20 protein-coding genes are annotated in these 23,873 nt (G+C 59.6%); 2 read left to right on the forward strand and 18 right to left on the reverse strand.

Translation table 11 applies throughout. The features are described from left to right. Window positions 1-246: 246 nt before the first annotated feature. The 10 genes from hutU to OXH74_RS04920 all read right to left on the reverse strand — a co-directional run bounded on the left by hutU (window position 247) and on the right by OXH74_RS04920 (window position 13,351). On the reverse strand, window positions 247-1,917 hold the full coding sequence (gene hutU, locus OXH74_RS04875) for a urocanate hydratase (protein WP_375740291.1): 1,671 nt from the start codon (window positions 1,915-1,917) through the stop codon (window positions 247-249). Window positions 1,918-2,384: 467 nt separating this feature from the next. Next, entirely contained in the window at window positions 2,385-4,328 is a 1,944-nt protein-coding gene (locus tag OXH74_RS04880) for a methyl-accepting chemotaxis protein (protein WP_375741562.1), read from the reverse strand. A 95-nt stretch (window positions 4,329-4,423) separates the two neighbouring features. Further along, window positions 4,424-5,617 (reverse strand): aromatic amino acid transaminase, encoded by a 1,194-nt coding sequence (locus OXH74_RS04885; RefSeq protein ID WP_375740292.1) that lies wholly within the window; start codon window positions 5,615-5,617, stop codon window positions 4,424-4,426. Between the two features lie 328 nt (window positions 5,618-5,945). Continuing rightward, window positions 5,946-7,394: an OprD family porin gene (locus OXH74_RS04890; RefSeq protein WP_375740293.1), complete on the reverse strand. Its 1,449-nt coding sequence runs from the start codon at window positions 7,392-7,394 to the stop codon at window positions 5,946-5,948. A gap of 142 nt (window positions 7,395-7,536) precedes the next feature. Further along, window positions 7,537-9,159, reverse strand: coding sequence for a histidine ammonia-lyase (hutH, locus tag OXH74_RS04895; RefSeq protein WP_375740294.1), 1,623 nt, complete (start codon window positions 9,157-9,159; stop codon window positions 7,537-7,539). Beyond that, the gene (locus OXH74_RS04900) at window positions 9,156-9,947 is read right to left on the reverse strand and encodes an ABC transporter ATP-binding protein (RefSeq protein WP_375740295.1); all 792 of its coding nucleotides are present in this window, start codon (window positions 9,945-9,947) and stop codon (window positions 9,156-9,158) included. Before OXH74_RS04900 ends, hutH (OXH74_RS04895) begins: the two co-directional genes overlap by 4 nt. Next, window positions 9,944-10,702: an ABC transporter permease gene (locus tag OXH74_RS04905; protein ID WP_375740296.1), complete on the reverse strand. Its 759-nt coding sequence runs from the start codon at window positions 10,700-10,702 to the stop codon at window positions 9,944-9,946. Before OXH74_RS04905 ends, OXH74_RS04900 begins: the two co-directional genes overlap by 4 nt. Before the next feature lie 16 nt (window positions 10,703-10,718). Further along, complete coding sequence (locus OXH74_RS04910) at window positions 10,719-11,441, reverse strand: ABC transporter permease (RefSeq protein WP_375740297.1); 723 nt, start codon at window positions 11,439-11,441, stop codon at window positions 10,719-10,721. A gap of 155 nt (window positions 11,442-11,596) precedes the next feature. Beyond that, window positions 11,597-12,511, reverse strand: coding sequence for a transporter substrate-binding domain-containing protein (locus OXH74_RS04915; RefSeq protein ID WP_375740298.1), 915 nt, complete (start codon window positions 12,509-12,511; stop codon window positions 11,597-11,599). Window positions 12,512-12,562: 51 nt separating this feature from the next. Continuing rightward, window positions 12,563-13,351, reverse strand: coding sequence for a 2OG-Fe(II) oxygenase (locus OXH74_RS04920; protein WP_375740299.1), 789 nt, complete (start codon window positions 13,349-13,351; stop codon window positions 12,563-12,565). A 105-nt stretch (window positions 13,352-13,456) separates the two neighbouring features. On the opposite strand from OXH74_RS04920, the gene OXH74_RS04925 reads away from it, so the two are divergent. Beyond that, window positions 13,457-14,353, forward strand: a complete 897-nt coding sequence (locus tag OXH74_RS04925) for a LysR substrate-binding domain-containing protein (RefSeq protein ID WP_375740300.1) — start codon at window positions 13,457-13,459, stop codon at window positions 14,351-14,353. Window positions 14,354-14,572: 219 nt separating this feature from the next. Here OXH74_RS04925 and hutH (OXH74_RS04930) read toward each other — a convergent pair whose 3' ends face one another. The 7 genes from hutH (OXH74_RS04930) to OXH74_RS04960 form a co-directional block, all read right to left on the reverse strand. Beyond that, complete coding sequence (hutH, locus tag OXH74_RS04930) at window positions 14,573-16,120, reverse strand: histidine ammonia-lyase (RefSeq protein ID WP_375740301.1); 1,548 nt, start codon at window positions 16,118-16,120, stop codon at window positions 14,573-14,575. 92 nt (window positions 16,121-16,212) lie between these two features. Then, window positions 16,213-16,989: an ABC transporter ATP-binding protein gene (locus OXH74_RS04935; RefSeq protein ID WP_375740302.1), complete on the reverse strand. Its 777-nt coding sequence runs from the start codon at window positions 16,987-16,989 to the stop codon at window positions 16,213-16,215. A gap of 5 nt (window positions 16,990-16,994) precedes the next feature. After that, window positions 16,995-17,732, reverse strand: coding sequence for an ABC transporter permease (locus tag OXH74_RS04940; RefSeq protein ID WP_375740303.1), 738 nt, complete (start codon window positions 17,730-17,732; stop codon window positions 16,995-16,997). A gap of 13 nt (window positions 17,733-17,745) precedes the next feature. Beyond that, window positions 17,746-18,450 carry an ABC transporter permease gene (locus OXH74_RS04945; protein ID WP_375740304.1) on the reverse strand — a complete coding sequence of 235 codons (705 nt, stop codon included), beginning with the start codon at window positions 18,448-18,450 and terminating at the stop codon, window positions 17,746-17,748. Window positions 18,451-18,563: 113 nt separating this feature from the next. Beyond that, the gene (locus OXH74_RS04950; RefSeq protein WP_375740305.1) at window positions 18,564-19,415 is read right to left on the reverse strand and encodes a transporter substrate-binding domain-containing protein; all 852 of its coding nucleotides are present in this window, start codon (window positions 19,413-19,415) and stop codon (window positions 18,564-18,566) included. A gap of 131 nt (window positions 19,416-19,546) precedes the next feature. Further along, window positions 19,547-20,686: an FAD-binding oxidoreductase gene (locus tag OXH74_RS04955; protein ID WP_375740306.1), complete on the reverse strand. Its 1,140-nt coding sequence runs from the start codon at window positions 20,684-20,686 to the stop codon at window positions 19,547-19,549. Next, entirely contained in the window at window positions 20,679-21,740 is a 1,062-nt protein-coding gene (locus tag OXH74_RS04960; protein WP_375740307.1) for a Rieske 2Fe-2S domain-containing protein, read from the reverse strand. Before OXH74_RS04960 ends, OXH74_RS04955 begins: the two co-directional genes overlap by 8 nt. Before the next feature lie 154 nt (window positions 21,741-21,894). On the opposite strand from OXH74_RS04960, the gene OXH74_RS04965 reads away from it, so the two are divergent. Further along, window positions 21,895-22,827: a LysR substrate-binding domain-containing protein gene (locus OXH74_RS04965; protein WP_375740308.1), complete on the forward strand. Its 933-nt coding sequence runs from the start codon at window positions 21,895-21,897 to the stop codon at window positions 22,825-22,827. A gap of 150 nt (window positions 22,828-22,977) precedes the next feature. On the opposite strand, the gene OXH74_RS04970 is transcribed toward OXH74_RS04965, so the two are convergent. Next, on the reverse strand, window positions 22,978-23,802 hold the full coding sequence (locus OXH74_RS04970) for an amino acid ABC transporter ATP-binding protein (protein ID WP_375740309.1): 825 nt from the start codon (window positions 23,800-23,802) through the stop codon (window positions 22,978-22,980). Window positions 23,803-23,873: the final 71 nt, after the last annotated feature.

Raw genomic sequence — 23,873 nt, forward strand, 5'->3', positions numbered from 1 at the left:
CTCCTTTTTCGAGTTACTGACGGTACAACTTAAAGCTCACCCGGACCTGGATGTCAGGTCTATAGCACTTGAAGCTACTGACGCACAGCGACAGCAGAGCCGGACAATCACTCTGGACCTGACGTCACCAAGCTCGCCAGCCCCACCATCCATCCCAACGGTTACCTGCGCGGCGCCTCCATAGTGGGCGCAAGGCCCATGCGCGGGGTGACGACCTGAAGCCGCCCCCGCACATGGACCCCGGCCTTATTGCTTGCCGGTGATCATCGGCAGGTTCAAGCCTTGTTCCTTGGCGCAATCGATGGCGATCTGGTATCCGGCGTCGGCATGGCGCATCACGCCGGTGCCAGGGTCGTTGGTCAGCACTCGGGCGATGCGCGCAGCCGCTTCGTCGGTACCGTCACAAACGATCACCATGCCGGAGTGCTGGGAGAAGCCCATCCCCACGCCGCCGCCGTGGTGCAGCGAAACCCAGGTGGCGCCGCTGGCGGTGTTCAACAGGGCATTGAGCAGCGGCCAGTCGGAGACGGCATCGGAACCGTCCTGCATGGCTTCGGTTTCGCGGTTCGGGCTGGAGACCGAGCCGGAATCCAGGTGGTCGCGGCCGATCACGATGGGTGCCGACAGCTCGCCGGAGCGGACCATCTCGTTGAAGGCCAGGCCGAGCTTGGCGCGTTGGCCCAGGCCGACCCAGCAGATGCGCGCCGGCAGGCCCTGGAAGCTGATGCGCTCGCGCGCCATGTCCAGCCAGCGGTGCAGGTGGGCGTCGTCCGGGATCAGTTCCTTGACCTTGGCGTCGGTCTTGTAGATGTCCTGCGGGTCGCCGGACAGCACGGCCCAGCGGAATGGGCCGATGCCACGGCAGAACAGCGGGCGGATATAGGCTGGCACGAAACCGGGGAAGTCGAAGGCATTGGCCACGCCTTCTTCCTTGGCCATCTGACGGATGTTGTTGCCGTAGTCGAAGGTCGGGATGCCTTGCTTCTGGAAGTCCAGCATGGCCTGCACGTGCACGGCCATGGACTGCTTGGCGGCTTTCACCACGGCAGCCGGCTCGGTCTGCGCGCGGTCGCGGTACTGTTCCCAGGTCCAGCCAATCGGCAAGTAGCCGTTGAGCGGGTCGTGGGCGCTGGTCTGGTCGGTGACCATGTCCGGGCGTACGCCACGGCGGACCAGTGCCGGCAGGATTTCAGCGGCGTTGCCATGCAGGGCGATGGAGATCGCCTTGCCTTCGGCGGTGTATTTGGCGATGCGCGCCAGGGCGTCGTCGAGGTCCTTGGCCTGCTCGTCGACGTAACGGGTCTTCAGGCGGAAGTCGATGCGGCTTTGCTGGCATTCGATGTTCAGCGAGCAGGCGCCGGCCAGGGTCGCGGCCAGCGGCTGGGCACCGCCCATGCCGCCGAGGCCGGCGGTGAGGACCCAGCGACCGGTCAGGTTGCCGTTGTAGTGCTGGCGGCCGGCTTCGACGAAGGTCTCGAAGGTGCCCTGGACGATGCCCTGGCTGCCGATGTAGATCCAGCTGCCGGCGGTCATCTGGCCGTACATGGCCAGGCCCTTGGCATCCAGCTCGTTGAAGTGTTCCCAGTTGGCCCAGTGCGGCACCAGGTTGGAGTTGGCGATCAGTACGCGCGGGGCGTTGGCGTGGGTCTTGAACACGCCGACCGGTTTGCCGGATTGCACCAGCAGGGTCTCGTCCTCGTTCAGCTCCTTGAGGGTCTCGACGATCTTGTCGTAGCACTCCCAGTTGCGTGCGGCGCGGCCGATGCCGCCGTAGACCACCAGTTCCTTCGGGTTTTCCGCGACCTCGGGGTCGAGGTTGTTCATCAGCATGCGCAGCGGCGCTTCGGTCAGCCAGCTTTTGGCGTTCAGCTGGTTGCCACGCGGGGCGCGGATTTCGGTGTCACGGAATTTGGTCATGCCTGGGTCCTCAATAGGGGGGTTAGCAGCGAACGGCGCCCGTGCATTTCTCCACAGCAACAACCGAGAAAAGCATCGTTTACCTACAACACATATACATGTATATACAATAACATACAACAAAAAGGACACATCGTTTCCGTTGTTCGGAAAAACCGGACGGGATCCTGATTTTTCAGGTGGCAGGCTGGTACGAAAGGAGCGCCGACAGCGCCACGGATTCAGGTGAGGCTGTTACCTGTAGGCAATGAGGCAACGCGGCCACTTCCCATGACTTGAGCGCCCCACATCCGCTGATCGAAGCAGCATCGTCTTCGCCTGGTTCTATGCTCGGCCAGGCGCAGGGAATGTCTCCACCCTCAGGCCAATTGCGGAGGCGCACCGTCGAGCAGCAGGGCTGTCCGGGGAGGTACGAAATTTCTCGGAATTGGCTGCTTGTGCAAAGGCTCATGGCGTTTGGCTCGCACCTATGTCCGATACCGACCAATCAACGCCTGGAGTTCCACCGACACATCGCTGAGCTGTCGAGACTCTGAATGCGACCTCTGAGCAACATCGACCACCTGTAAAGCGTCATCGAAGATGCGCGCAATGTGCCGATTGATCTCCTCTGCCACTTGATGCTGCTCCTCAGCAGCGGCAGCGATCTGTACATTCTTGTCCCGAATATCGTCCATTGAGGCTTGGATGCTCTGAAAACTGGCCTTGGCAGACTCGATACTCTCGACACTTCCCCGCGATAACAGGAGGCTCTCCTGCATCTGGCCAGTCACTCGGCTTGTCCGCTCGACCAGCCCTCCCAGGACATCGCCAATCTGTCCCGTCGAGTCAGCCGTACGTCTGGCCAAAGCTCGCACCTCATCAGCAACGACGGAAAAGCCACGTCCTTGTTCACCTGCACGAGCAGCCTCGATTGCGGCATTGAGCGCTAGAAGGTTGGTTTGATCCGCGATTGATCGAATGGTATCGAGGATGGTGTTGATACTCTGACTGTCCCGCTTCAGCGCCTCCAGCGCTTCGGCAGCCTGGCTCAAGCTGACACTCAATTGCTCGACGCTTACAGCGGCATCGGCGATCTGGCATTGACCACCCACGACATGCTCATGCCCGACATCTGCAGAGTTGGCCGCCAAAGCGCAGGATTTCGCGACTTCATTTGCCGTTGCCACCATCTCGTTGAATGCCGTCGATACCAACTCCAGCGACTCCCTTTGTCGTTGTGCGGCATCGTTCATGTCCGTCGCGAACTGCATCATTTGCGAGGACGTTTCGTTCAGCACTGCGGACGCTCCTGTGACGCGCACGACAAACTGGCGGATCTTCTCCAGGAACGTATTGAACCAGCAAGCAAGTACGGCTGTTTCATCATTCCCGTCGCACTGAAGCGAGCGGGTCAGATCGCCTTCGCCACTCGCAATACCTTCCAGTCCCAAGGCCACCCCCTGGATAGGCTCCACTATGCGGCGCGCGAGGGTCGCCCCCACTATCGCAAAGCCGATGATCAACAGAGTAGCGACCAATCCAAGCTGCCAGGCTATACGTCGAGCCCCTGCCATCACTTCCTCTTTCTCAATCAGCCCAACGAAACGCCATCCCAATCTGGAAGAGCTGACTACGTTGGCCATGTAGGCTTTTCCACCGAGCTCAAGTTCGAAAAGTCCGTCCGAGGCTTTGTCCAGCGGAGCGTATTCGCTCCCAAGGTCTGCCAAGGCCCTGAACGAATGCTCAGCAGCGCTCGCATCAGCCAATACTGTTCCATTGCGCTCAAGGAGCATTAGATACCCGGTACTGCCGATTTTTATCTTATGTACCAGGTCGGTCAGTTGCTTAAGCGACACATCGATGTCCAGGACACCGCTGACCTTTCCTTCTGGATTGAGGACAGCCTGAACTGTACCCACTAACGCAATATTTCCCTCTTTCCATTCGTAGGAATCCGTGCGTACAGGCTTTCCAGGACTGGCCAGGGCGGCCTCGTACCATGGCCGCACCCTTGGGTCATAGTTCTTAAGCGGATAGTCGGGCCAAAAAGCAACGCCGCCATCGGAAGAACCCAAGGTAATGAATGCGTACGCCGGATGAGCGTGAGCGAACTCCGTGAATAATCCAGCTAGAAGCTGTCCGCGATCACTGGTCGGCAAGAGTTCCGGCGCCGCACCCAGATATGACTTGAGCCTCCCATCCGCAGTCCGAACTGGCTCCAGACTTGCCAGATAAGAAACATTCTGAGAGACCCCTTCAAAAAACAGTTGCATGGCACTGTCAATCTGGCGGATCTCACGACTGCTGCTGTCAATAAACACTTCCTTCGCCTGCTGGCGCTGATCGAATATCGCCCAGGCGGCGATAACGAGCACTGGCACGCTAGCCATAGCGACGAATGCGACCACCAAACGTTGTTTAATGCTCAACCGGCTTTCACTCCAGCAAGTAGAAATCAAATAATTTTCAACATGCATTGGAACTTAATTAAGTTCTCTATCGCCTGCCAAAGCACTCGGCACCATCAATATAATGGCGCTACTTCAGCGACGGCATCACAGACGAGGGGCAGATTCTCCGAATTCAGCCCCGCCACACAGATACGGCCATTTTCCACCGCATAAATTGCGTGTTTTTTCTTCAACCTGACAATCTGCTGGGGGCTCAGGCCGGTATAGGCGAACATACCCTGCTGATTGGCCAGAAAACTGAAGTCGCATGATGGCACGCGCTCTACCAGCCCCTTCACCAATGCCGCCCGCATAGCGATGATTCTCTCTCTCATCGCATTCAACTCTCCTCGCCATTGAGCCACCAGTACGGCATCGCTCAGCACATGCGCTACCAGTGCAGCACCATAGAAAGGTGGGCTTGAATAATTGCGTCGTATATTCAATTTAAGCTGACCAAGCACCTGCTCATAACTTTCTTCCATCGTGAACACGCTCAATGCCCCGACTCTCTCACCATACAGTGAGAACGACTTCGAGAACGAACTGGCAACCAAGAACTCCAACTTCCTGCGCGCACACTCTCGAATAAGCCAGGCGTCGTCGTCGAGGCTTTCACCGAATCCCTGGTAGGCGATATCCAGAAACGGAATCAGTTCACGCTCCTGGATTATGTCGAGCATCCCCATCCACTGCGCCCTATCTGGTTGGACACCCGTAGGGTTGTGACAGCAAGGATGCAGCACGACGATGCTTCTTTCAGGAAGTTCATCCAGAGTCGCTTTCGCCCCCTCGAAATCAAATCTGTGGGTTTCGCTGATGTAATAGGGGTAACGTTGAACCTCGAACCCGGCCCCCTGGAAGATGCCAATATGGTTATCCCAAGTCGGATTCGGGACCCAAACGCTCGATGATTCGTATGCCCGTTTCAGGAAGTCTGCGCCAACCTTCAGAGCCCCAGAACCGCCTACAGTCTGAACCACTGCAATTCGACGACCACCTGTTTCTGCGTCGTCACCGAACAACAGGTCGCGTACCGCATTCCGATACGCCGAGTTCCCTTCAATAGGCAGGTACGTACGCGGTTGACGCATGACAGCCAGACGGCTCGAGGCATTTTGAATGGACGACAGGAGCGGAACTCGCCCCTGTTCGTCATAGTAGATACCTATGCTCAGATTGACTTTATTAGCTCTGGGATCGCGCGCAAACTCGTCCATCATCCCCAGGATTGGATCGCTCGCGTAGACCGGCAAATGCTCGAACATGCATACCTCTTTATTGCTTAAGTTTAAAAGGAGGCACCCCAAATAATTTGTGACACCGGCCTTCTATAAGTCATCATTACCTAATGAAGGGGAATATCAAGATCAAACACCAAACCGCCCACGAAAAACCAGCCATGCCATGCATAACTTCATCAGAGCCTAACGAAGACAACCGAAACATATTGAACTTCTGAAGTTCACCCTCAGAGCACCGACCAAGGGCGAATCCCCGTACAGTCAGATACGGAAACTCGCTCGACCTCCGCACGAACTACAAAAATCAAACCAGGACTTGAACAGACCATTTAAAGGCATCAAATTGCCTTTATTAAAAGATATCCAGCGGGTATGACGTGATGATACGGATTTGATCTTCATCAGCACCAGAGTTATGGCTTATGTCCTCATTTCCACGATAAGTCGCCTGGCGAATCTTGAAGGACAGATCCTTGGCTGGACCGTCCTGCACTACGTAGCGGACTTCAATGTCACGCTCCCACTCCTTGCCATTACGTATAGTGTTTTCAAAACTATAGGCGCCATGGGCATCAGCACCGATACCGTCTGCATCTTTACCGGTAACGTAACGAACCATGAAGCTCAATCCGGGAACGCCTAAGGCGCTTGCATCAAGGTCATATTGCAACTTGTAAGATTTTTCGCCCGGAGCGTTGAAATCAGCCCATTGCGAGGAGTTGGCCAGCCAGATTGAACCGGCACCTACAAAGCTGCTTGGGTTTTCACCCCCCTGACCACTGATACCCAAGTAGTCGAAAGGTGTGTTGCCATTGATGCGCTGGTGAGCAACGGTAAAGCTGTGTGCGCCAGCGGTCAGTTTCAGCGCGATACTGTAGGCGTCATTGTCTATCTTGCCGGCTATCGAATCACCCGCATCGTCGGTCTTGTAGTAGTTGGCGCTGGTCAACAGTGACAGGTCGTCGCTAATGTCCCAATGATGGTAGAGGTCGGCGTAGTACTGGTTCCACACGTCTTCATAGTTAGCCGCGTGCAGACCGCCCGATAAAGTATCGCTGAAGGTGTAGTCGCCCCCCACATAGGTGGCGCTATCGACCCGAGTGAAGCCGTAGGCAGTACCCAGATTGCCGTCACGATTAGTACTGTTGTCGGCGTTCCCGGACGTAAAATGCCCCCCCTGCAGCGCGAGGTCTTTGATCTCGTGACTGATGAACAAACCGCCGCTGGCATGTTGCGGCATCAGATAACCGTCCCAAGTACCGAATACCGGGCTTTGCGGCATCAGATCGCCCACTTTCAATTCGGTTTCTGAAATGCGTACTTTAAAGGCACCGCCAGCCAAGCCATAGGCATCCTGACCTTGGCAGGCACCAGTGACAGCATCGCAGTGATCGCTGCTGGTCGGCAGAACCTGGCTGCCGCCGGTGCCACCGCCGCTATTGAGGCGGACTGCGCCATTGGCGAATGCGTCCAAGCCAAAACCAACGGTTCCCTGGGTATAGCCGGAGGTGAAGCTAAGCATTTCAGCCTGCCCCCACTCATTGATGTAGTTTTGCGTATCCGGCTCGGTGTTTCTGAAGTTCTTGTAGAAGGCGACGTTGCGACTCTCCAAAACGAGATGGCTATCTTCAATAAAGCCATTGGATTGGGCCTGACTGGAGTCTTTCATACCTTGAGCAATAAGCTCGGTGCCGCTGTCTTTGGAATCGTCGGTAGTTGTGGCTACTTCTGAAGCGCAAGCGAGTTGAGTCGCTACCGCAGCGATGGCCAGAGCCATCACGCGCCACTTGTTCAGTTGCATGGGAGGTATTCCTTGAGTTTTTGTTTTAGTGATTATTTATTTTTAACAAGCTCAGCAATAATGACTTACTGAGAGATACGCCCTTACTTAATCATTGCATGACTTACAAATCAGCAATGAAAGGACAACTTGGAAGTGCAGTTCATGACTGAGACAACGAGCTCCCCGGCAAGTTATCCAACGCTGGATGTTTTCGAACCAAGCGAGCAGCGCTTTCAATATCGGGGGCTAGCCAGCGGTCCTGATCATAAGGCGGGATCTCTTCTCGCAGGCGGCGCCAGGCCGAAGCGGTGCCAACGCCAAAACGCTGCTCCTTGAGAAATTCGAATGCCTGTGCTGCCAGCAGGTATTCGATAGCAAGCACTCGAGTTGTGTTGTCGATCACTTTGAGCAGTTTGAGAGTTGCTCCGGTACCGAGGCTAAGGTGATCTTCCTGCAGGGCAGAAGTCACAAAGTTATCGACCACTGCAGGCTGGGCAAGATGGCGATTTTCTCCGACCAGCGCAGCCGCCACATATTGCGCAATCATCATCCCCGAGTTCACCCCAGGCTGGCTCACCAGGAAAGCCGGCAGCCCACTGACAAGGGGGTTGATCAAACGATCCAGACGACGCTCGGCAACTCCCGCAAGCTCTGCAAGCGCGATGCACAGCAGATCGGCGGCTATCGCCACGGACTCGCCGTGCGGGTTAGCCTGCGACAGGATCCGATAGGCCTCAGGCGTACCGACCACGAGTGGATTGTCGGTAGCCGAAGCCAGTTCCGTATTGACCTGCCGCTCGGCATGAATCAACTGATCGCGGCAGGCGCCATGAATCTGAGGGATCGAACGAATACTCAAAGCATCTTGAGTACGAATCCCGCGACTACTGGCAATCACTTCACTTCCCGCCAACAGAGCGCGAAGATTGGCCCCCACCTCCTGTGCACCAGGGTGGGGTTTCAGCGCTAGGACGTCCTCATCGAACGCGTCGATCTGCCCCCTTAGCGCCTCGAAGCTCATCGCGCCGATGACGTCTGCCCAGTCGGCCAGGTTGAATGCATCAGCCAGCCCCAAACAGGCCAGACCGGTCATGCAGGGCGTGCCGTTTACCAAACTGATGCCGTCTTTGGCACTCAACTCAAGCGGAACCATGCCCGCCTCCCGCAGCGCCCGCTCTGCCGGCATTGACCGTCCTTGCCAGTTCACCTCGCCGATCCCCAGCAACGCGACACCAACGTGGGCCATGTGTGTCAGATAGCCTACCGAGCCCTGTGAGGGCACGATTGGCGTGATATGCAGATTGAGCAGCGCAACAAGGGCCTGCACTACGCCGCGGCTAATGCCCGAGTGACCATGGGCATAGTTGCAGACTGCCGCGCACATGATGGCCCGCGTCTGCTCGACCTGCAGGGGCACCCCGACACCACAAGCGTGGCTCAGCAAGGTGTTGCGAGACAGCTGTGCCAGTTGCGGACCTTCCAACCTCACACTGCTGAGTGCCCCCAGGCCGGTGCTGATGCCATAAGCCCGCTCACCCCGCGCCACGATGCGATTGACGATGGCGCGAGCATTGTCAATGCGAGCCCAGGCCGCGTCGGAGAGGAGCAGCTCCGAGCCATGCCGCGCAACCTTGACGATCTCTCGCCAGGTCAACGGGTTGTCACCCAGGATGACGCTCTGCCCGTCCTCGGTTGCCAGGCTGGCCGCCAGCTGCGGAGACGGAGCGCCGTCCGCGGCGACAGCGCTTCTATCCATCTCGGCTGCAGGAACGTTTCCGCTCATTCTGCGCTCCTCATTTGATGGCTGGAGACGAACTGCCGGAAGCGTTCAGTGGGCAGGCCCTCGAACAACTCCTCTGGAGAGCCTTGTGCATCGATGCGGCCGTCTTGCATGAAGACCACTCGATTGGAAACGTGCCGCGCGAAACCCATTTCATGAGTGACGACCAACATGGTGCGCCCTTCTTCCGCCAGAGCGCGCATGACTTTGAGCACTTCGCCCACCAACTCCGGATCCAGTGCCGAAGTCGGCTCATCGAAAAGCATGACCTGGGGATTCATCGCCAGGGCTCGCGCAATCGCAACGCGCTGTTGTTGACCACCGGATAGATGAGCGGGGTAATAATTGCGCCGGTCGTACAGCCCAACCTTTTGCAAGAGCTGCTCGGCCTCTTCGAGACATTCGGCATGCGAGCGTTTGAGCACCCGCATCGGCCCTTCCATGACGTTTTCCAACACCGTCCGGTGCGACCACAGGTTGAAGCTTTGGAACACCATGCCCAAACGACTGCGTATCTGTTCCACCTGGCGCGTATTGCTCGGAACCAGTCGCCCGTCACGCAGGCGCTTCATTTCAATGGTCTCGCCATTGAGGCAGATACTGCCTTCATCGGGCGTTTCGAGAAGATTGATGCAACGCAGAAAAGTACTTTTTCCTGAACCGCTCGCACCGAGAATCGAAACGACATCCCCCCGGTTCGCCTTGAGGGAAATGCCTTTGAGTACTCGTACTGCTCCGTAGGATTTCTGGATATCGGTTACCGTCAAGGCGGTCGCTGGCTGGGTGTTCATACAGAGCCCCTCTGAATATTTGAATTATTGATTGCGTCGAGATGGGAATTCCCCGGACCGTCCACGGGCCGCTCACGCAAATGCGGCGTCAAGCGATGTTCGAACCAGCCAATGACACGCACGATGATGAAGTTGATAACCAGGTAAATGAGGGCTGCACAGGTGAACACTTCCATGACCCGATAGGTCCGCTGGATGATCTGCTGAGCGACCCCGGTGACGTCCCAGACGGTTATCAGGCTGGCCAGTGCCGTGGCCTTGAGCATCAGGATCGCCTCGGTGGAGTAGGCCGGCAGCACCTGGCGCAAGGTGATCGGGGCAATGATCCGCTGCAGCAGCGCCCAACGTGACATGCCGCAGGCTTGCCCAGCCTCGATCTGGCCATGAGGCACGCTGAGCAGGCCGCCGCGGATGATCTCCGCGGTGTAGCCCGCCGTGCACAACGCCAGGGAGACCACTGCACAGCCATAGGGCGAGCGCAGGACCACCCAGGCGAAACTGTCGCGGACCACGGGGAACTGCCCCAGTCCGTAATAGATCAAGTACATCTGAATGAGCAGCGGCGTACCGCGGAAGATCCAGATGTAAAAGCGCGCCGGATAACTCAGCAGCCACCAACGGCTCACGCGCATGCTGACAATACCCAACGACAGCAGCAGCCCCAGTGACAGGGAGCAGAAAAACAATGTCAGCGTGGTGGGCAATGCCCCCAGCAACTTGAGCATCGTGTCGAACAAAAACGGGAAATCGATCATTTGAGGCTCACCTGACTCAATATTGGATAGGGCTGCGGCGCTGAGTACGCTGCACGCGAGCCTCGGCAATATTGAAGATCCGCCCCGACAACCCCGTCAGGAGCAAATAACCAATGCCGCCAATGATGTAAAAGGTGAAGTACTGGCGAGTAGATCCGGCAGCCATCAGGCTGGCGCGCATCAACTCCACCAGGCCGATGACCGAGATCAGCGCAGAATCTTTCAACGTCATCTGCCACACGTTTCCCAGGCCTAGGAGCGAGTAACTCATTACCTGCGGGAACAACACGCGCCTGAAACGCATGAAGGGACTCATGCCGATAGCCAGTGCAGCTTCCAACTGGCCTCGGGGGACCGCCAGAAACGCGCCTCGATAGACTTCAGCCTGGTAAGACCCTGACAGCAGGCCGACCGCGACCGCGCCCACCCAGAATGGCGGCATATCGATATAACCCGTGGCGCCGAACCAGTGCCCGACAGCAGACACTACCGAGGCACCACCGAAGTAGAACAAATAGATGACCAGTAGCTCGGGAATGCCCCGGAAGAGCACCAGGTAGGAATCGCCTACCCATCGCAGGCTATGCCGGCGTGACAGCTTGGCCGCCGCCACCAGGCTGCCAACTACCGCCCCCACCATCAGCGATACAAGCGTCAAAACCAGTGTCATGCCAATGGCGCTCAACAAGGTCGAGCCCCAGCCGGTCTCACCGAAGCTGAGCATCCGCAAGGTTTCCATAAACTTATCCTCTTCTCGATTCGCTTATCGTTGCCTGATCGTCCGGGCCAGGACCTGCAACGACGCGTCGATGAGTTGCTGAGCCGTCCAGAAGAAGAAACACGACTACAGGCACTGGCCTGCAGTCCTCCCTGGACGTCCCGATGTCAGCCTGGTTAAGGCGTGATGTCAGCCTTGAACCACTTTTCGGAGAGTTTCTTCACGGTTCCATCGGCCAGCGCGGCACTCAACGCCTCGTCGAATTTGGCTTTCAACTCCGGCGTGTCCTTACGAAAGCCAAGCGCCTCGCCCGGCCCCCAGATGGGGCCGCCGATCTTGAAGCCCACCATGGCCACTGAACGGTTCTCGGGTTTTTCGAGGGCAGAAATGAAGAACGTCACGTCATCGAAGGCGAAATCAATGCGGCCGGCCTGCAGATCCAGGACGTGCTCGCCGGATTTCTTGTACTCGCGAATGGTCGCGATGTCCTTGAAGTTGTTTTCGACGAACTCCGTATAGGCGGTGCCCGACTGAATACCGATGGTTTTACCGCTGAGGATACTCCGCAGCTTGTCGATATGAGGCTTGTCTGCTGCGGCATCGCCAGTGAGTTTGACTACCTCGCTGGCTACGCCAGCGCTGGCGATCAGTTCCGGATCGGCTGCGACGAGCACGCCTTGGGTGGCTGCGTATGGCAGAGAGAAGGCAATGACCTCTTCACGTTCGGGGGTGATGACGATGGCATCCATGAGGACGTCGAACTTGCCGGCTTGCAGGCCAGGGATCATGCCATCCCAGTCCTGGGCCTTCAGGACGCATTGAAGTTTCATGCGAGCACAAAGGTCCGCCATCAGTTCAGGTTCGAAGCCGCCAATCTCTCCGTTTGGCAGCGTCAAGTTCCAGGGTTCGTAAGCGGCTTCGGTGGCGATGGTCACAGTAGTCCAGTCTTTTGCCTGGGCTGTCGCGGCGAGGAACCAGGCTGCACCGATCAGGGCAAACTTAGCCACTTTTGCTGACGCTTTGATTTTTGTAGTTGTCATATGCGCTCCCCGTTCAATGAACGCTGGATGGGATAAATCATGGCTTCTCACATGGACTGCGAGAAGCCGATCGTGAAGCTATTCATTTTCCGGCAATGATGCCTAGTAGGCACGCCCGTAAAATCCGATGCTTTCCTCCTCGCTGAACACGACATCCTGCCTCTCGTAATAAGAGAAAATAGCAATCAGTCGCTCTTGAGGCCCTTTCACGGGCGTCACTCGGTGCAGAGAGTTCACGCCGCGAAATACGTTCAAGGTTCCAGCTTCGAGTGTAAGGAGCTTGATTTCTGGATCACGCCCATCCAATACATCGGCAATGCCGTCGTAGTTTGGGTTTTCTGCGCTACGCAGATTGCTCCGATACTCGAACTTGCCACCCTCAAGGGGCTCCTGCAGCAGCAGCGTCGTGGTGAACTCACTCCGGTCAAAGTGCCAGTTCAGCGCCTCACCGTCGCGATAACCCATGACGTTAACGCGTGCCAGCGGGTCCTTCATCATATGAAGAGATGGCTTATTCATGACTGCCGCGATAAAGCGCAACAGAGGCGGATATTCGTAAATCGCCAGCACAGTGCTCTTTTCGATCTGATCGGCGCACAGTGTGTGGTTGGTTGATTCGACCTCACGTAAGGCCGGGTGCTGCGAATCCAGTTCCTTGAAATCCGGCAGGAAGTAAATATTGTGCCGACGCGAATGCGTATGCGACTGGCTGTCCATCTTTGGTTTGATTTCCGCCACGGCCTTTTTGATGGCTTCCGGCTTCATCAACTTTTTCAGATTGAACATTCCCGTCTCTTGCAACTCGACAGCTGCCCGATCGACCATCGCCTGCCATTGCGGGCTACCTTCCTGATCAAGCGGATAGCGCTCCAAATCCAGTACGTCTCGCATAAGTACCTCCTAGTCAGTGAGACGTGAACGTACCCCGAGAAAAACTTTCCCACAACGGCACTAATTGTTAACTTAGCATTAGAAAAACTTTCGAAGGGGGCCGGTATGAGCCGTCTACCACCGCTCAACGCGGTTAAGGCTTTTGAGGTTGCAGCACGGGTGGGCAGCTTCGCATTGGCAGCTGTAGAGCTGGGCGTATCTGCGGCAGCGGTTAGCCAGCAAGTCAGGCATCTGGAAGACTTCCTGGAGCGCAAACTTTTTGTGCGGACAGGAAACCGCATCACCCTGACAGATGCCGGGCATGCAATCTATCCGCAGACCTCTCGCGCGCTGAACGATATCGCCGCAATGACAACTCGCATCCTTGAGGGGGATTTGCATTCGCGACGGCTGGTCATCAGTGTCCCCTTCTCTCTGGCCGAAACCTGGCTTGCACCGAAGTTTTCGGCACTGCTGGAGGTTTATCCGCAGCTGGCGATCGATATACGGGTGGAAGACGACCCGGTGGACCTCGTCCGCCATGACATTGACATCAGGGTCAGTTATGGCGATTACCATTATCCTGGTCTGGAAGCCATACACCTGGTACGTGACGAAGTGATTCCGGTCAGTACCCCTGAGTTTTGGTCGACCCATGGCAACAGCGAGTTTGACCTTGCACAGATTCCCCAGGACCTGTTCATCCATACCCACTGGGGCGTCAGCTATGCGTCAGGCCCTACCTGGCACGATTGGTTTTCACTGATATCCAGCAATCGCTATCCCGACCCGAAACAGGGCGTACGATGCGGGCTTTCCAGCTTGTCGGTTTCACTGGCACGCCTGGGACTTGGCATTGCACTAGGGCACAAACTCATTGCCCAGGCAGACCTGGAGGCTGGGCGCCTGATCGCCCTGTCGTCGGTGTCGCTCCCCCTGGGTCATCCCTACTGTGCCTTTGTGCCGGCCGCCAAGACGGGCCGCAAGGACATCAGTCGAATGATCGAGTTGCTGGGGCAATAGCCACGGGACAATGTCTTTTGGCCGTTTCGTGAAACCACACACCAGGGATGGCCTGAATCAGCCCCGACTTCCCGAGTCCGATAGGTCAGTCGCGGCAAAAATGACCTGCCGGGCGGTCGGCAGGGCAAAGGGCTACGGAGGGACGGGACTCGATCATTCCGATAGCTCCTGGCCTGGCGTGGGCCGGTCCGGCGCAGTGTCCGGACCGGCCGCTGGCCTTCACTGGTTGCTGAGGACGCGATCGACGGTGGCGAGGACTTCACCCGAGCGCAATTGCTCGGTCACCGCCACGATGTCTGGATAGAAGGCGCGGTCCTCGTCAGCTGGCGCCACGCGACTGCGTACCAGTTCATAGAGTGCGCGGGTGGCGCTGGAGGTCTTGCCCACATCATGGAAGTCCAGGGCCTGACAGCCAACGAGGATTTCGATGGCCAGGACGGACTCCAGCTTGCGCGACACCTGGTAGGCCTTGAACGCCGCGTTGAAGGCGAAGCTCACCGGGTCTTCCTGGTTGCCGCAGGTGGACACGCTGTCGACGGTGGACGGATGGGAAAGCACCTTCATCTCGCCGAGCAGCCCGGCCGCCGTGTACTGGATGATCATGTAGCCACTGTTCAGGCCGGGATTGCGCACGAGGAAGGCCGGCATCTCGCTGAAGTGCGAGTTGACCATACGGTCGGTGCGCCGCTCGGAAATCTTCGCCAGGTTGGTCAATGCGTTGCACAGGGTGTCGGCGGCGATCCCGATGTAGGAACCGTCGAAGTTCGCCCCGGAAATGGCGATGCCGTCGTCTTCAGTGGTCGGATAGATCACCGGATTGTCGCCGGACGAGGCGATCTCGTTGTCGATGCAGGCCTGGGCATAGGCGATGAATTTTTTCGAGGCGCCGTGCACCTGCGGGATGGCACGCAGGCTGTAGGCGTCCTGCAGGCGGTAGTCGATGTTCTCCTCGACCAGCCGGCTGTCAGCCAGCAGGCGCTTGATGTAGCTGGCGGTCTGCGCCTGTTCGGCGTGTGCCTTGATCGAGTGGTAGCGCGGGTCGAAGGCGCGGATGGTGCCCTTCAGCGCCTGCAGCGAGATCGCTGCGGCGATGTCTGCCGCCTGCACGGCCTGGTTGGCGTTGTACTGCGCCAGGGTGGCGATGGCGGTGACCGAGGTGGTGCCGTTGAGCATTGCCAGGCCTTCCTTGCACTGCAGGTCGATCGGCTGCATGCCGATCTGGCGCAGCGCGGTTGCGCCATCCACCCATGCGCCACCGGCGACGCTGGCCTTGCCTTCGCCAATCAGCACCAGGGCGAGGTGGCCTTCCGGGCCGAGGTAGCCCACCGAGCCCTCGCCGGGCGCGAAGGGCATCACATCGTTGTTGAGCAGGCCAGCGATCTGCTCCAGCAGCGCCATGCGCACCCCCGAATAGCCCTTGCCGAGGCTCACCAGGATCATCAACTGGATGGCACGGACCTGTTCGCGGTTCAGCGGCTCGCCAATCGACACCGCGTGGGAGCGGACGATATTCACCTGCAGGGTCTGGGCGTCTTGCGGCGAGATGACGTGGCGCACGTTGTCGCCGAAGCCGGTGGTCACGCCGTAGACCAGGCGGTTCTCGTCGAGGAAGCGTTCGATCAGCCGACGCGAACGCGTCACCCGAGCGCGATAGGCCTCGGAAAAGCTCACCTTGGCCGAGTAGCGGGCGACGGCGATGAACTCGTCGAGTGAGGGCTTGGCGTCGTCGAGTACGACGTTGGAAATGTCTTTCGGATGAATGCGCATGGCGTGGCTCTCTCTGTCATTGACCTTTTTCAGGGCGTAGAACGCCTGTCCTGTTGAAGAACAGGCGAAAAAAGGATGGGGTTATGGGCGCGTCAGGCCTGGCTCAGGATGAACTTCCTGAAGCGTTCCGAGCGCTGTTCCTGGAACATCTCTTCCGGTGTGCCGTGGGCCTCGATCAGGCCCTGGTTCATGAACACCACGCGGTTCGAGACATTGCGCGCGAAGCCCATTTCATGGGTCACCACCAGCATGGTCCGCCCCTCCTCGGCGAGGGCGCGCATGACCTTCAGCACTTCGCCGACCAGTTCCGGGTCGAGCGCCGAGGTGGGCTCGTCGAACAGGATCACCCGTGGCCGCATCGCCAGGGTGCGGGCGATGGCCACGCGTTGCTGCTGGCCGCCGGAGAGGAACGCCGGGTAGTGGTTGCGTTTGTCCGCCATGCCGACCTTTTCCAGCAGGGCTTCGGCTTCGGCAAGGCACTCGGTGCGTGGGCGTTTCTTCACATGCACCGGCCCTTCGATGACGTTCTCCAGCACGGTCATGTGTGACCACAGGCCGAAGCTCTGGAACACCATGCCCAGCTCCGGGCGAATGCGGTCGACCTGGCGGCGGTCGGCGGGCGCCCGCATCCCATTGCGCGCAAGCTTGAACGCCACCTGTTCCCCGGCGACGCGAATCTCGCCGGCGTCGGGTATTTCCAGCAGGTTGATGCAGCGCAGGAAGGTGCTCTTGCCGGAGCCGCTGGAGCCGAGGATCGACACCACATCACCTTCGTAGGCTTCCAGCGAGATGCCCTTGAGCACCTCCAGGTCGCCGAACGACTTGCGGATATGCTTCACCTGAAGGATCGGATCATTGCCTATAGCCATGCCACTTACCCTCTTCGCATGCTGAGTGCGTTATTTCTTGTAGTTGGACGCGTGGCGACAGGTGGCCGGGGAGACAGCCAGCGTTCGACCAGAGCCAGTGTGCGGACGATCAGGAAGTTCAAAACCAGGTAGATCAGGGCGGCGCAGAGGAACACTTCCATCGTCCGGTAGGTTTCGGAAATGATCCGCTGCGCCACGCCGGAGATTTCGTAGACGGTCATCAGGCTGGCGAGCGATGTCGCCTTCATCATCAGGATGATTTCCGTCGAGTAGGCCGGCAGGCAGTTGCGCAGGGCGACCGGGATAATGATCCGCCGCGCCAGCAGCCAGCCGGACATGCCCGCCGCGCGCCCGGCCTCGATCTGCTGCTGCGGCACCGTCAGCAGGCCGCCACGGAAGATTTCCGCCATGTAGCCTGCGGTGCACAACGCCAGGGCGATCACCGCGCAGGTGACCGGCTCGCGCAGCACCGGCCAGAGCAGGCTCTGGCGCACTGCCGGGAACTGGCTCAGGCCGTAGTAGAGCAGGAACATCTGGATCAGCAGCGGCGAGCCACGGAACAGGAAGATGTAGCCACGCGCCAGGTGCCGCAGTGCGGCGACCTCGCATACGCGCAGCCACACCACCAGCATCGCCAGCAGGGTGCCGAGGGCGACCGAGGCGACGAACAGCACCAGGGTCATCGGCAGGGCCTGCAGCAGTTGCAGCAGGGTGTCACGGAGGAACGTGAAGTCGATCGGCATGGTTCGATCCTTTTCAGCTGCGGCGGAAGGTTCTGCCGACCCGCAGTTCGGCCCGCGAGAAGACCAGATTGGAAAGGCCAGTCATTACCAGGTAGAGCGCGCAGCCGGTCATGAAGAACAGCACGAACTCGCCCGTGGAGGCTGCGGCCACCCGGCTTGCACGCATCAGCTCCACCAGGCCGGTGACGGAGATCAGCGCGGAGTCCTTCAGGCTGATCTGCCAGACGCCACCTAGCCCCGGCAGGGCGAAGCGCAGGACCTGCGGCGCGATGATCCGCCGGAAGCGCAGCAGGACCGGCATGCCGATGGCCTTGGCCGCTTCCAGCTCACTGCGCGACACGGCCTGGAAGGCGCCACGATAGACCTCGGCCTGGTAGGCCCCGGAAACCACGCCGACGGCCAGCGCTCCCACCAGGAAGGCGGGCATGCTGATGAAGCCGCTGGCCCCGAACAGCCCGCCGACGCTACTGACCAGCGCCGAGCCGCCGTAATAGAACAGATAGATCACCAGCAATTCCGGCACCCCGCGGAACACCGTGGTGTAGGTGTCGCCAAGCAGGCGCAGCAGCCAGCTGTGGTGCAGCTTCGCAGAGGCGACGAGGGCACCGAGTACGGCGCCGACCAGCAACGCGGCCAGCGTCACCAGGACCGTCATGAGCGCGGCCATGAGCAGCGCGCTGCCCCAGCCTTTCGCGCCAAAACCGATTAAGTCGATCACGTGTACACCTACCGAGAACCGAGTCAGGAGAGCGGCCGGCATGCGCGGCCGCACAATCGCCTCTCCGTCGGCGCGGCGCCGCGCAATGCGACGCCCGCCGATGGATCAGCCGGTCACTGGCTGGGCGGCGTGAAGTCGTGCTTGAACCATTTGCGGCTCAGCTCGGCGATCGTCCCGTCGGCGATCAGTGAAGCGATCGCCGCGTCCAGCTTGGCCTTGAGCTCGGGCTCGTCCTTGCGGATGCCGAAGGCCTCGCCCTCGCCCCAGATCGGTCCGTTGATCGCCGGCCCGACCAGCACCAGGCCGCTGTCCGCGGCGCGCTGCATTTCTCCGGCGAGGAAGCCGAGGTCCTCGAACACCACGTCCACCCTGCCGTTCTTCAGATCCATCAGCGGTTCCGGCGGGGTCTTGTATTCGCGGATGGTCGCCACCTCGCCGAACTGGTCATGGATGAACTTGCTGTACACGGTTCCGGAGACGATGCCGATCAGCTTGCCCTTCAGGCGATTGCGCAAGTCATCGACGGCCGGCGTGTCCAGTTCGGATTTGCCACGCAGGTGCAGAGTGCCGCGGCCGAGGTCGATGTCGCTGGACTGCAGGGCGATGAAGGTGGCCGGTGCCTTGGTGTAAGGACGGGAGAAATCGATGACTTTCTTGCGTTCCTCGCTGATCGCCAGGGCATCCATCACCACGTCGAATTTGCCGGCCCGAAGACCTGGGATCAGTCCGTCCCAATCCTGCGCGACGATCGTGCAGCGGACCTGCATGCGCTCGCAGAGGACCTTGGCCATCTCCGGCTCAAAGCCGTCGAAGCTGCCGTCCGGCAATGTGCGGTTCCAGGGTTCGTACACGCCCTCCGTGGCGATCTGGATGCGCTCCCAGTCCTTGGCCTGGGTACTGAGCGAGTAGCTGGCGAACATCATCAACAACGAGCAGGCGGCGAATCCGATTTTCTTGTTTTTCATCTTTGTATTCTCCGATGCGAAACCACTGAGGGTCGTAAAGGGCACGTGAGGCAAAGCACATCAAAGCTCTGGTGTTCGTTCGATAAGCACTCCATCCGTATCCGGTCGATGTTCGACGGCCGTTGCCGCCATCAGGTGTCCAGCTTCAGCACCACGGGGGAGGTCGGCCGCGCGCAGCACAGCAGCACCTGGCCCGGTAAGGGCTCAACCAGCGGCGCTTCGGTGTACTCGACGCTGCCGCTGAGCAGGGGGGTCAGGCAGGAGTTGCACAGCCCGGCACGGCAGCTGAAGGGAGGCGCGAAGCCGGCCTGTTCGGCGCAGTCCAGCAGCGACGGGCAGGACTCGCCCCACGCGACTGACTGGCCGGAGGGCTCGAAGCGCACCTTCAGTTCCGTGTCGGTCCGTGGTGCCGGTTTTCCCGGCGCCGGTACCGGCGCGGCCGCTGCTTCGTCTTCGTCTTCGTCTTCGTCTTCGTCTTCGTCGAGGATGGTCGCCGGGCCGAAGAACTCGAAGCGGATCCGCGCCTTGTCGATGCCCAGGCCGCGCAGCAGACGCCAGTTCGCCTGCATGAACAGGCGCGGCCCGCACAGGTAAGCGTCGTAGTCGTCCAGCGGCAGCAGCGCCTGCAGGGTGTCCTTGCCGACCAGCCCGCTGCTGTGGTGCTGGCCACGCTCCAAGTCTTCGGCCGTCGGCGCGCGATAGCAAAAGTGCACGACGATTCCCGGGCGCCCGGCCGCCAGCGCCAGCACCTCCTCGCGCAGGGCGTGGACGGCGCCGTTCTCGCAGGCGTGGATGAAGTACACCGGGCGCGTCGAACGGGTCGCCAGGCGATGCAGCATGCTCACCATCGGCGTCAGCCCGACGCCGCCGCTGAACAGCAGCACGGGGCGCTCGCTGCTTTCGTCGAGGACGAAATCGCCGGACGGGCCGGCAATGTCCAGTTCCTTGCCGATCTCCACCGCCTCGTGCAGGAAGCTGGAGCCGAGGCCCGCCGGCACATCCGGCAGATGGGGCGGTGGCGGCTCGTGCTTCACCGAGATACGCACCTGCGAGTGGTCGTCCGGGTCGCCGGACAGGCTGTAGGCGCGCAGCACCTGCGGGCCCTCGGCCTGCGGGATACTGACGACGATGAACTGCCCCGGGCGGAACTTCACGCGCGCGTCGTTCATCGCGGGCTTCAGCACGAACGAGGTGATCGACGCACTCTCCCGAACCTTCCCGGTCACCTGGAAGCGCGCAAAACCCTTCGCGGTAGGCGTGGCGTCAAGCATGTGCGTTAACCTCGCTGGCCTTGCACAGGCTGGCAGCCTCCTGCTCCTCGCGGATCAGCCGCTCCATGCCGCGACGGAAACGCAGCGGACCGGAGTCGATGGCCAGGTCGATGTTCGGCGTCAGGCGGTTCTTCATCCCTGCGTGCACGGCGGCGAGCACCACGCGGTCCTCTTCGAAAGCGCGGCGCACGTCGGTGGCGAACTGGCGTGACACGCTCTCGTCATCGGCATCGAAGTTACGCAGCTGGAACCAGTAGTAGCGCGTGCAGTTCTCGTCGACCGGCGTCATGAAGTTGTACGAGTCCATCAGGAACGCCTGCTCATGCACCGGCGCCCCATCGCCGCCAGTGCCGGCCGGGGTGTGCACGCCCTTGATGATGGCGTGGGCCGGGTAGCGCACCTCGTAGTACTGCAGACGATCACAGCGCCCCTGGAATTTCAGGTACTGCCGGTAGAACGGCGCGACGTCTATGTCGTATAGCCAGCGCGAAACCACCACGCCGTCGTCCTTCACCCTGGTCTGCAACGGCTCCGATTCGCAAGCCGAGGTGCCGAAACTGCTCTGATGCACCCAGGCGACGTGGGACGGGTCGAGCAGGTTATCGGTCATGTACAGGTAGTTGCACTCGATGGTCATCGAGTCACCCCGGTTGATGCCCCAGTTGGGGTCGTCCCACTCCGGGATATCGAGCAGCTTCGCCGGGTCGGCCTGCTCCGGATCGCCCATCCACAGCCAGACCAGTCCGTAGCGCTCCTCCACTGGGTAACTGCGCACCCGGGCGGCCTGGGGCACGCGGGATACACAGGCAGCCTTCACGCAGCTCCCCGAGCCGTCGAAGGTCAGTCCGTGGTAGCCGCACTCGACCTGGTCGCCCTGCAGGCGTCCCATGGACAGTGGCAGCTTGCGGTGTGGGCAGGCATCTTCCAGCGCGACCACGCCGCCGTCGGCCTTGCGGTAGAGAACGATGGGGTCGCCAAGGAGGGTGGTCGCATGCAGCGCCTGTTTCACTTCGGTATCCCAGGCTGCGGCGTACCAGACATTTCTCAAGAACATGGCTCGTGGCTCCTCTTATTGTTTTGCGAAGCGGCGCTTCTTGAGGGAGAGCGTAGGAGCGAGCGAATCAAAAGAATAGATAGACTTTTCTGTTGAGCGTTATAGTTTTTCTAAACTATAAAGACGCGTCGTCTTTCCTTCCCCTGGAATCTCCATGAGCCACCTTCCCCCATTACGCGCACTTGAGGTTTTCGAAGCTGTCGGACTTTGCGGCGGCATTTCCCAGGCAGCGAAACGCCTGGGTATCTCCGCAGGAGCGGTCAGCCAGCAGATGAAGGTGCTGGAAGATGCAGTCGGCCTAAGCCTCACGGTAAAGGAAGGCCAGCGCCTGCGCCTAAATGCGGCGGGCCAGCGCTTCCATGAAGGCTGCACCCAAGCCTTCGAGCGACTGCGGGCGGCAGCCGCGGAGCTGGAACGATCGAAGAGCGCCAACATCCTGTACGTCAGCGCATTGCCCTCGTTGTTGTCGAAGTGGCTTGCTCCGCTGGTCGCGGATTGGCAACAGGAGTACCCGGACCTCAGCGTCTACCTGGATGGCACCCACACAGAGCCGTCGCAGGCCGACGCCAATGGCGTGGATTTCCGCATCAGCTATGGGGAAGGCATCCAGGACGACCAACACACCATAGAGCTATTCCGCGACTGCGTCGTGCCGGCCTGCAGCCCCGAACTGCTTGCCTCCTCCGAAGCTCCGGGCGACATCGGCAAGCTGCTCGACTATCCGCTGATCACTATCGACTGGCGCCCCAAGTTCGACTCGCCGCCATCATGGCAGGAGTGGTTCGCCGACAACGGCGTAGCCGACGCGCAAGTCAGCAACAGCCGTATATTTTCACTCTCCGGGATGGCCATCCAGGCAGCAATCGAAGGCCAAGGTGTGGTGTTGGCGCAGTACTCGATGATCAGAAAGGATCTCGAAGAAGGCCGACTGATCATCCCCATTCAGCGGGCCATGCCGATGCCCGCATCGTATCACCTGAGTTGGAACCCGAATCACTTCCACAGGGCGCAATGTCGGGTATTCCACCGCTGGTTGATCGCTCGCGGGCGAGACCAGCAGCACGTCACGGATGCCGTGCTCGCGTAACATCGGCCACGTTGGCCGCCGTACCCTCGACGCTGTAGACCAGGCCAGATATAAGACTGCGCCTGCCGACACGCCAGCAAGATTTCCGTTTTGGGCTCCGGGAGGCGTCCATACAAGCCCTTCCCTAGCAGGTTCAAAGATGCGGCACGGTCATGCGATATGCTCCTCTTTCTTGTCCTGCCAGAATGCATTGCGATCCAGGTAGTTCTGGAGGAACTGCTGCAGACGGGGGTGTTCGTTGTCGTGAAAGATTTTTTGCGGTGAGCTGCAAACTGCAATCTTGCCTTGGTCGAGGAAAGCCACGCGATCGGCCACTTGAGCGGCAAAACCCATCTCATGGGTGACCACCACCATGGTCATGCCGTCGGCGGCCAGGGATTTCATGACCTGCAGCACCTCGCCGACCAGCTCCGGGTCAAGCGCGGACGTCGGCTCGTCGAACAGCATGATGTGCGGCTCCATGGCCAGTGCACGGGCAATCGCCACGCGCTGCTGCTGACCGCCGGAAAGCAGTGCCGGATAGGCATCGGCCTTGTGGGCCAGACCGACCTTGTCGAGCATGGCCAGGCCTTTCGCGCGCGCCTCGGCTTGAGACAGCTTACGCACCTGCAGTAGAGCCTCGATGACGTTGCCCAAGACGCTCATGTGTGGCCACAGGTTGAACTGCTGGAACACCATGCCGACATTACGCCGCGCGTCATTCAGCTGACTACGACTGGCGAGCCTGCGCGGCGAGCCGGGTTTCCAGCCGAGCAATACGCCCTCGATGTAGACCTCGCCTTCGTCGTACTGCTCGAGGAAAGCCATGCTGCGCAACAAGGTACTCTTGCCCGAGCCGGATGGTCCGATCAGGCAGACTACTTCTGAAGGGTAGATGTCCAGGTCGACGCCCTTGATCACTTTCAGATTGCCATAGTGTTTACCGACCCCACGCAGTTTCAGGATGGGCTCGCCGTTCTTGATGGAACTATTCATGCGATAACCTCATTGGGCGGCGGGTGGATCTTCGCCGCAGTCATGGCAGTTTGGTGCCACCGCCCCTTGGC

This window comes from Metapseudomonas boanensis, from assembly GCF_042232855.1.
Lineage (GTDB): Bacteria > Pseudomonadota > Gammaproteobacteria > Pseudomonadales > Pseudomonadaceae > Metapseudomonas > Metapseudomonas boanensis.

Coding starts and splice junctions, on each gene's coding strand:
- hutH (WP_375740301.1), bottom strand. CDS start 16,120: ATGCGCATTCATCCGAAAGACATTTCCAACGTCGTACTCGACGACGCC.
- hutH (WP_375740294.1), bottom strand. CDS start 9,159: ATGAGCGGAAACGTTCCTGCAGCCGAGATGGATAGAAGCGCTGTCGCC.
- OXH74_RS04885 (WP_375740292.1), bottom strand. CDS start 5,617: ATGTTCGAGCATTTGCCGGTCTACGCGAGCGATCCAATCCTGGGGATG.
- OXH74_RS04925 (WP_375740300.1), top strand. CDS start 13,457: ATGAGCCGTCTACCACCGCTCAACGCGGTTAAGGCTTTTGAGGTTGCA.
- OXH74_RS04965 (WP_375740308.1), top strand. CDS start 21,895: ATGAGCCACCTTCCCCCATTACGCGCACTTGAGGTTTTCGAAGCTGTC.
- hutU (WP_375740291.1), bottom strand. CDS start 1,917: ATGACCAAATTCCGTGACACCGAAATCCGCGCCCCGCGTGGCAACCAG.
- OXH74_RS04900 (WP_375740295.1), bottom strand. CDS start 9,947: ATGAACACCCAGCCAGCGACCGCCTTGACGGTAACCGATATCCAGAAA.
- OXH74_RS04905 (WP_375740296.1), bottom strand. CDS start 10,702: ATGATCGATTTCCCGTTTTTGTTCGACACGATGCTCAAGTTGCTGGGG.
- OXH74_RS04910 (WP_375740297.1), bottom strand. CDS start 11,441: ATGGAAACCTTGCGGATGCTCAGCTTCGGTGAGACCGGCTGGGGCTCG.
- OXH74_RS04920 (WP_375740299.1), bottom strand. CDS start 13,351: ATGCGAGACGTACTGGATTTGGAGCGCTATCCGCTTGATCAGGAAGGT.
- OXH74_RS04950 (WP_375740305.1), bottom strand. CDS start 19,415: ATGAAAAACAAGAAAATCGGATTCGCCGCCTGCTCGTTGTTGATGATG.
- OXH74_RS04970 (WP_375740309.1), bottom strand. CDS start 23,802: ATGAATAGTTCCATCAAGAACGGCGAGCCCATCCTGAAACTGCGTGGG.
- OXH74_RS04960 (WP_375740307.1), bottom strand. CDS start 21,740: ATGTTCTTGAGAAATGTCTGGTACGCCGCAGCCTGGGATACCGAAGTG.
- OXH74_RS04935 (WP_375740302.1), bottom strand. CDS start 16,989: ATGGCTATAGGCAATGATCCGATCCTTCAGGTGAAGCATATCCGCAAG.
- OXH74_RS04890 (WP_375740293.1), bottom strand. CDS start 7,394: ATGCAACTGAACAAGTGGCGCGTGATGGCTCTGGCCATCGCTGCGGTA.
- OXH74_RS04955 (WP_375740306.1), bottom strand. CDS start 20,686: ATGCTTGACGCCACGCCTACCGCGAAGGGTTTTGCGCGCTTCCAGGTG.
- OXH74_RS04940 (WP_375740303.1), bottom strand. CDS start 17,732: ATGCCGATCGACTTCACGTTCCTCCGTGACACCCTGCTGCAACTGCTG.